This window comes from Aeromonas sp. R7-5, assembly GCF_040908015.1.
Taxonomy (GTDB): domain Bacteria; phylum Pseudomonadota; class Gammaproteobacteria; order Enterobacterales; family Aeromonadaceae; genus Aeromonas; species Aeromonas caviae.
In genome coordinates this window covers 1-8,495 of sequence record NZ_JBFOCZ010000009.1, presented here as the reverse complement: position 1 = coordinate 8,495, position 8,495 = coordinate 1, and the positions used below count along the sequence as shown (strand labels likewise).

At 51.8% G+C, this 8,495-nt stretch carries 7 protein-coding genes; 6 read left to right on the top strand and 1 reads right to left on the bottom strand.

All coding sequences use genetic code 11. The annotated features are described in order from the left end of the window. Window positions 1–135 precede the first annotated feature (135 nt). Window positions 136–1,128, bottom strand: coding sequence for an IS5 family transposase (locus AB5Y53_RS03460; RefSeq protein WP_368166140.1), 993 nt, complete (start codon window positions 1,126–1,128; stop codon window positions 136–138). A gap of 122 nt (window positions 1,129–1,250) precedes the next feature. Here AB5Y53_RS03460 and AB5Y53_RS03455 point away from each other — a divergent pair, with 122 nt between their 5' ends. The 6 genes from AB5Y53_RS03455 to AB5Y53_RS03430 all read left to right on the top strand — a co-directional run bounded on the left by AB5Y53_RS03455 (window position 1,251) and on the right by AB5Y53_RS03430 (window position 8,343). Continuing rightward, window positions 1,251–3,263 (top strand): ATP-dependent endonuclease, encoded by a 2,013-nt coding sequence (locus tag AB5Y53_RS03455; RefSeq protein ID WP_368181126.1) that lies wholly within the window; start codon window positions 1,251–1,253, stop codon window positions 3,261–3,263. Then, on the top strand, window positions 3,260–5,170 hold the full coding sequence (locus tag AB5Y53_RS03450) for a UvrD-helicase domain-containing protein (protein WP_368181125.1): 1,911 nt from the start codon (window positions 3,260–3,262) through the stop codon (window positions 5,168–5,170). Before AB5Y53_RS03455 ends, AB5Y53_RS03450 begins: the two co-directional genes overlap by 4 nt. Window positions 5,171–5,333: 163 nt before the next feature. Further along, a complete protein-coding gene (locus tag AB5Y53_RS03445; RefSeq protein ID WP_059296293.1) occupies window positions 5,334–5,981 on the top strand; it encodes a hypothetical protein in 648 nt (215 codons plus the stop codon). Window positions 5,982–6,134: 153 nt separating this feature from the next. Next, window positions 6,135–7,247: a competence protein CoiA family protein gene (locus AB5Y53_RS03440; protein ID WP_368181124.1), complete on the top strand. Its 1,113-nt coding sequence runs from the start codon at window positions 6,135–6,137 to the stop codon at window positions 7,245–7,247. A gap of 415 nt (window positions 7,248–7,662) precedes the next feature. Continuing rightward, window positions 7,663–7,881: a hypothetical protein gene (locus AB5Y53_RS03435; RefSeq protein ID WP_368181123.1), complete on the top strand. Its 219-nt coding sequence runs from the start codon at window positions 7,663–7,665 to the stop codon at window positions 7,879–7,881. Window positions 7,882–7,938: 57 nt separating this feature from the next. Further along, window positions 7,939–8,343, top strand: a complete 405-nt coding sequence (locus tag AB5Y53_RS03430) for a hypothetical protein (protein ID WP_368181122.1) — start codon at window positions 7,939–7,941, stop codon at window positions 8,341–8,343. Window positions 8,344–8,495 lie beyond the last annotated feature (152 nt).

Here is an 8,495-nt window from a genome sequence, read left to right as displayed (position 1 = left end):
GGAAGGTGCGAACAAGTGGATCGCACCTTTACCACGAACTCTTTGTCCGCATTTGAAATGCCCATCACACCAAAAACCTGACTTTTTTCCGCAAGTATTCGGCTATTAAGCGCCATTTAGCCTCATTTTCGAGGCTTATCTCGATTTTTGGGCACAGCTATCCCATGCCCGTATCATCTGGTCCACGCGAAACAGATTCGCCAGCGTAAACAACATCGCCAGTTGGTTGTCGTTCTTGCGCAGCCCCTTGAACCGCGCCTTCACAAAGCCAAACTGACGTTTGATGATCCGAAACGGGTGCTCCACCTTGGCGCGGATGCTGGATTTGAGCCTCTCAAAGGCAATGACAGCCTTGTTTTTACGGGGATATTTTTTGAGTTCCTTGAGTTTTCCAGGGCGCATGGCAATCGCCCACTCGGCCTCGACATCGGCAAGCTCTTCACGATTTTCGGCCCCCTGATATCCAGCGTCGGCGAACACAAACTCTTCCTTGCCATGGAGCAGATTTCCCACTTGATTGAGGTCGTGCTCGTTGGCGGCCGTGGTCTCCAGACTATGCGTCAGGCCACTCTTGGCATCGACGCCGATATGAGCTTTCATGCCGAAATACCACTGATTGCCTTTCTTGGTCTGATGCATCTCGCCGTCACGCTCTCCACGCTTGTTTTTGGTGGAGTTGGGGGCTTCGATGATGGTGGCATCGACCAGCGTGCCTTGCTTCATCATGATGCCGGCGTCAGAAAGCCACTGGTTGACGGCGTCGAAGAGCTGACGGGCCAGTTGATGCTGCTCCAGCAGATGGCGGAAGTTCATGATGGTGGTGCGGTCAGGGATGGCCTGGTCCAGGGAGAGTCTGGCAAACAGACGCATCGAGGCTATCTCGTAGAGTGCGTCCTCCATGGCACCGTCGCTGAGGTTGTACCACTGTTGCATGCAGTGAATGCGGAGCATGGTATCGAGTGGGTAGGGACGACGGCCATTACCTGCCTTGGGATAGACGGGCTCGATGACCTCCAGCATCATCGCCCATGGGAGCAACGCATCCATACGAGCCAGGAATAACTCCTTACGGGTTTTGCGGCGTTTACCATTGAACTCGCTATCCGCGAAGGTAAGCTGATGATTCATGCTGAACCTTATACCTGATGCCAAGTGGGGCTCATGATCTCATATCAGGGACTTGTTCGCACCTTCCCTAGATAAGTTGGCCCGTCATATTGAGGCGTGTGAAATTCAACTAAGGAGAAAATATGTACTTGAGGCGTATCCGTGCGAGCAACTATCGTGCGTTTGGGGATGGCTCGGTTGCACCCGCGCTGGACTGGGAGCTCAATCCCGGACTAAACATTCTTGTGGGAGAGAATGACGCAGGTAAGACAGGTATCATTGATGCGATCCGCCAAGTATTGCTGACGACAAGCTACGAGTCTATCCGGATTTTCGAGCAGGACTTCCACATCCAGGGGGCGAATCGTTCCCATAACCTTAGTATCGAGGCAACGCTGTGTGGGCTAAGCCCTGAGCAAGAAGCCTCTGTTCTTGAGTGGCTGACGTTTGGTAGTGATGGTTCTTGCTCGCTTATCTTGCATCTTGAGGCTCGTTACCATCCCCCCCAAGCCACTAAGAGGGCCCGAGTCGATACAATTGTTCGTGCCGGAACCAACGGCACGGGCCCTGAGATTGGTTTCGCTGTCAGGGAACTCGTAAGGGCAACTTATTTAAGACCGTTGCGTGATGCAGAAGCAGAACTTAGGTCAGGGAGACAATCTCGCTTGTCTCAGATCCTTGGCGCTCACAATGACATTTCAGGCCAAGAGGTAAACGACTTCGATAAGTTACAGCCCCAGAACATCCCAAATCATTTGGTCGGCCTGATGGCATTCGCCCAACATCATCTAGGAGAGCACAAGGTAATCAAGGGGGTTGAAAAGGATATCAACGATAACTATTTGAGTCAGTTCGCATTCACTGGTGATGTACTTCAATCGCGCATCCGCATTGCTCCAGACCTTACTCTTACGCCCATCCTTGAGAAGTTCGAATTATCCCTTCTACCAAGAGCAGGCATTGATCCGGATGCACGTTGCCCGCGGGGACTTGGCTACAATAACGCGCTGTTTATGGCCACAGAGCTGGTACTACTGCGAGATGGGGAGGAACTAGCCTTGTTGCTTGTAGAGGAACCTGAGGCTCACCTTCACCCTCAGCTCCAAGAGCGAGTGATGGATCTATTGAAAGCGCACTCCGATAAAGAACAAGCTCACAAGCGAGTACAGGTCATCATAACTACCCATAGCCCCTCTTTGGTATCTAATGCGCGAATAGAAGATATGACCCTAGTCCATAAGGCGCAAACCTTCCCATTGGCAGCAGGTAAGACAAAGTTAAAGCGGACAGACTATTCCTTCTTGCGTCGCTTTATCGATGCGACAAAAGCAAACCTCTTCTTTGCTCGCGGTGTCATGATGGTGGAAGGACCGGCGGAAGCGATCTTGCTCCCGGCAATTGCTGAAATGTGTGGTCGGTCATTTTCCAAGCACGGCATTTCTATTGTAAACGTTGGAAACACGGGCCTGTACCACTACGCCCGTATTCTCCAGTCTGAGGGCACTTCCGGTCCTGAAATACCCATTCCGGTCGTTTGCTTGACCGATAGAGACATAGTGCCAAATGTGGCGGATTATGTTTCTAAACCCAAGAAAGGGAAGCGCTTCGAATCTGATTATGAGAATGACGCTGCGATGGCCAAAGTAGTGCAGAATAAAAAAGATCGAGCGGAAGGAGGGAAGACCATAGTCTGCGTATCCGACCGCTGGACTCTCGAATACGACCTCGCGCTGTATGGTTGCGCCAAGCTGATGTATCTCGCAATTACTCTTGCAGAGAAGGCTAAATCACGCGATGAGCGGCTTGAAGAGGCGGATGAAACAACAACACTTTCCGAAGCCGAACTGAACTGGGCAAAATTGGTGAATGCCAAGCATTCCGCTGAAAAGCTTGCCTCCATCATCTATAAACCGCTCTATGAAAATGATGCCTCGAAGGCTATTGCTGCTCAGTATGCTGCTCACCTGGTTCGAACCGGCGATTATGGAAGAGATGAAGAGCTTTTCAACAAGCTGCCCCCGTATCTAAAAACAGCACTATCTTACCTGACGACAAAACCTACAGCCGCAATAAGCACAGGTACCACAGCTCCGATAGCAACGACTCCAACTGGCCCGACAATCACGACCAGCAGCATGACGGAGGGGGTTAAGTGAGCATTGTCAGCCTCAATTCAGAAGACTTGGCCGAGTTGGCAAATATCGCCAGGGACCTGAACTTCGATGATCAGGAGCGTCGCAATGCGCTCCTTGAAAGTGGTTCCAGAGATTTTAATGCTGTACCAGGTAGTGGAAAGACTTCTCTGCTTGCTGCCAAGCTTATGCTCCTCGCGAAGAAATGGCCGCACACCCGCCGTGGCATTTGTATCCTCAGCCATACCAACGTTGCTCGCGACGAGATTGCTCGCCGATTGGCGGAGACGCCGGAGGGAGCAAAGTTGCTCAGTTATCCTCATTTCATCGGCACCATTCACAGCTTCGTCAACCATTTCTTTGCTACCCCGATGCTGCGAAGCATGGGGCAGAAAGTAGATGTCATTGACGACCTGGTTTTTGCCGAAAAGGCAATGGGTCTCCTCCAGCATCGTATGTTTGGTACGCTACGCAGCTATTTGGAGCGCCAGCGTAATGCAGACGAAATAGTCTCAACACTGCATTACCGAACTGCGGAATTGGAAGTGCATGTTGATAGGGGCACGCTACCCGGCCCTGAAACGAAGTCGTACAAAGCGCTGGTTAAGCTCAAGAACATGCTTGCCGAAGAGGGGTGCTTTCGCCACCGCGATATGTTTGCATATGCGAGTTTGGCGTTTAAAACCTGCCCGCACATGGTAGATGTGGTGCATAGACGTTTCCCAATGGTATTCATTGATGAAATGCAGGACACCTCTTGGGAGCAGGAGGCTTTACTGAATCATATTTTTGATGGCAAGTCTGTGATGCAACGCTTCGGAGACATTGACCAAAAAATTCTGTCGGATGAGGAAAACATTGATCAGCTAACCTTCCCTCGTGCGGGGTATGGCTGTATCAGCACCAGCAAACGGTTCGGAAAAAACATTGCTGATGCAGTTGGGAAGGTAAGGGGGAGCGGCGATCCTGTCGTAGGTGAAGGGGCTAACTCACACCCGCCTATTCTGCTGTTATACGCTACGGCCGATACCACCAAAGTGATCCCGTACTTTGGTGGTATGGTAATGGGCCGCCTGACAGCAGAAGAGATTGGAGATCGCGAAGTGAAGGTTATGTGCGCTCGCAAGGCCGGTGCCGGCAACGTTGATGCTGGGCGCCATCTTCTTGACTATTGGCCTATTTTTAGTGGGATACAGCAGAGTGCTGGGCGGAGATCAGAGTGCTTCTGGAGCCTTATAGGTAATGCCCAAGGGGCACTACAAGAAGCGTCACTGAGTACAAGAGTTGCTGATGTTCGCAGAGCATTACTGCTTGTTCTGCGAGCAGGGAAAGCTCCATTGGCACAAGATATTCGTGATGCCAGAGCTCTACCAAGGGCGGCAAAAGCTGTCACTCCAAATGGGCCTATCGAAATACTCACTCGACAACTTGTGCTGACTGGTGAACGCCTTTGTGCAGAAGATAAGCGCGATGACCTGCTACAGCTGTTGTACTCCGGACTCAAACCATATCTTCCCGACGCTCTCAACTTTGATACATTCAAAGGTCTCAATGTTTTTGTCGAACCTAATGAAGCGGCAGGAGTCAGTCCAGCTGTATCGACAACAAACCAAGGAAGGCTGATTGATTTGGGTATCGGTACTGTCGCAGGTATGAAGGGTGAGACGCACGCAGCATCCCTAGTCTTAGAGTCCTACGGTGGGTCCAGTCGCAAGTTCGATGTTGCTCTCGGACTTGAGTATATTACCGGGCTGGCTAGTACAGATCTCAGAAAGCTTCCTAAGACCCAACAGGCACAAATGCGCAATTTATACGTCGCGATGTCACGACCAACGGCGTTGCTCTGTCTGGCGGCAAATGAAAGTCGGGTGTCGGTAGAACTGCGGAAAGCTCTTATTGCCAAGGGATGGCTCATTGAGACGGTGAACTGAAAGAAAAAACCCGCCATGGCGGGTTTTTAAGAAATTGGTGGCCCTGAATAACAGGGCCTAAACGAACCTAGTGTCATCACCAGTAAGGTGGCTGGGAGAGGACGAAGCCTAGGGCTGCGTTGTAATTGTAACAGCACTAACCAACATTTAAAAGTGACAATGAATGAACTGGAATGATCTGGAGAAACACTTCTCCGCGGCGAGGCTGGGACGTTACAGCGCAGCACGGGGTGGCGACACAACAAAAGCCGCGGCGGATTACTCATCAAACTTACTGTTGTCCGAAGCAATGGTTCCGATGCTCAATGTCCTGGAGATAGCGTTGCGAAATGGTATCCATGCCCGCCTGAGCAAACTCTATGGTAGAAGGGATTGGTGGGAAGCATGGCAGGGGGATCCGGGTTTCGACTGGCAGAACAAGCAAGTAACCGGTGCCAAGGGCAAGCTTCGCAGAAATGAAGAACCGCAAACCGTTGACAAGGTGCTGGCTGAACTGACTTTCGGATTCTGGAGCTCGCTATTTAATGCACAATTCCAAGATGTGCTCTGGAAGGATTTGCGGCTGGTATTTGCTCGCTGCCCGAAGGCGGAGAGGCAGCGACGCCATATTTCGTCTGCACTGAACCAGATCCGCGACCTGCGCAATCGAGTGTTCCACCATGAGCCTCTGCTATGGCTCTCTCCGGAACTGTTGGCGCAGCACCAAATAGGCGTGATGGTCATCAACTGGGTCGATCCCCAGCTGGGGGTCTGGTTGGAGGGCCATGATCGCCTCCCTGCCGCATGGACGGTGTGGAAAGGAGAAGGGTAACCTTGGTGGATGTAGCCGTGACGCAGCTGCGCCACCAGCAAGGGAGAGCTCCAACCTTACATTGGACTTACTCAGTTCGTTCATTCGACCCGATTAACCCAACATACCTCTCTTCAAGATTGTCCTGAGCGAGCAAGGAAACCAGATCGCATCATGCCGCTAAAGTGCTTGCACCATCACACCACCATTTTCGCCTTTGATTTCGATGCAGCAGGTTGGGAGCTACTGAAAGCCAGCAACCGCGCAGATGCCAGCCTCATAATGACATGCTGCCAGGCCCGAGCGGTCCCGAAGGTATCCAAGCTCGGCACCCGGTTCTTTGCACATCACAAGAGTGGGGAATGTAACAGCACACCGGAGACAGCGGAGCATCTATGGGCCAAGACCATCGTCTGTCAGGCTGCCCGAGCGGCAGGATGGACTGCCGATACGGAGGTAAGGGGCCAAACTCCGGCCGGTGAAGATTGGGTGGCCGATGTGTTAGCCACCAAAGGCAGCGCTAAGGTCGCCATCGAGATCCAGTGGTCACGCCAAGGCACCGAAGAGACACAGCGCCGTCAACGTCGCTATGCTGACTCTGGAGTGCGAGCATTATGGCTACTGCGTCACCCTGACCTGCTGGTGGAGCGGGGCACGCCATCATTCTTGTTAGATGTCCGAGCGAGTGAGTCAGCCGCCTTCGTGCGACTCCCATCAAGCCAATTCGATCCGCTCTGGGTCACCAACCGCAACAAGAGCGAAGCGGAATATTGGCAGCAAACCATCGCGCTGGAGGCGTTCGTCCGTGGAGCCCTGACCGGCGCATTACAGTTCGCCCCGGCGATTGACCAGCCCATACCGGTGACCATCAGTGCCACAAAAATCCGGTGCTGGCACTGTAAGCGTGAGACCAGGACGGTACAAGGGCTTACCCTGGAGGTCAGTAAGCGGTTCGCGGGCCACCCAGACCTGCACACGAGCCTTGAAGAGCTCGATAGCGGGGAGGAGACTGCACCGTGGCTGGCTAACTTGTTCCCGGCTGCACTGTTGAAGCAACACGGGATAGGCGTGATCAAGCCGCGCTTTAGCCGCACCGCGGGATGCAGCTATCTATCGAACGGCTGTACACACTGCGACGCCCTCCAGGGTCGCCACTTTGACCACGACGATTACCTGGAAGCGACCGACGTCTGCCAGTATGAGGTCACCTTGAGTAGAGAGCTGCTAGAGCAGCTGGCTGCCGTGGGCAACGATAGTGCCTATCGCTGGTGGTTTGCAGAGAGGTAGAGCCAACGAATGGAAAGTCACCCCACGCACAGCATGGATTCTTTCTAACTGCTGTTGTCTGCTCTTGATTCGCACTTGCTGACAGAGCCTGAAAACAAGCTCTATCGTTATCCAACTGGTGTTGGCGAGTAATAAAGTGCCATACCAAGCATCAAAGTGTCATACCGAGCAATAAAGATTCATCCTTACTTAGGCCGTAGCCACGCCCCGTTGGTTTATCGTCGGATCCGGTACCAATCTCTATTGAAAGACGGTCTCTCCGTCCAGTAATACGGGGGGAATTCCCAGACAACCATGCTCACACCATCCACGGGCGAGGGGGGGTTATCTCTAATGAGCCATCAATCATTGATTAAGGTTCAGTTAAGCTTTCAAAGCTACCCTCGGTTCTCAATAGAAAACCAAGGTGATACAAATGGCTGATTTACGTGTAGGTGAGACTCCCAAAATTCGGATTGAGATTCTCGATGGGGGAGACCTAGATACAGTGCGGTTTAAGCTTGCAGGTGTCTTAGATCCGGAAGCTCCTTATGAAATGCCACGTCAGGAGCTTGAGGCTCATATCGAGAGAGAGCTGCTAGTCGAACGTGCGCAAGACGATGCGAATGAGCCTGAAGGTAATCCTCCTTTTTGATGCCGATAAAGCTAGTTATCGGCATTAATCACAGTTACCAGAAACGCGAGGTTAGATATGGTTGAGACATGTTGTCATTGTGGTGCTCTTTTTACTGTCTCCTGCATTGGGGGTAATGGAATCTGTGGTGCTTGTCTGGAGCCTATTGACTGCCCTTATTGCAAAAAAACTGTGCGGCAAGAGCGAACAACAGGCACTTTTACCGAGACGCTTGTGAAAGCTCCAGATAGCGCGCTGGCTCAGTACCTAGGTATTACAGATGACGAATGGGATGACATGGGCGCGGAACTTAATGCAAACACCAGTCGTGATGACATGATTTACTCTTACTGGTTCGAGGTTCCAGAGGGTACGCCAGAGGATCTTTTAGAGAAGACTGGGTGGAAAGTTGATCAAATGATCGATGACATTCCGGTGTCGGTTGTTGATTGTGATGAACCTGATATGGCTGATTTTGACTAGCAAACCAGCTTGATACTGTTGTGGGGCCTTCGTGGCCCCTTTGTTTTATCTACAGGCCTGACTGCGCATAATGAAACGTTCTGTTAAATGGGTTCAGGGAACAATAAAACAGGTTGGTATGATACTTTATTGTTCTTGGGTGTGATCCAATG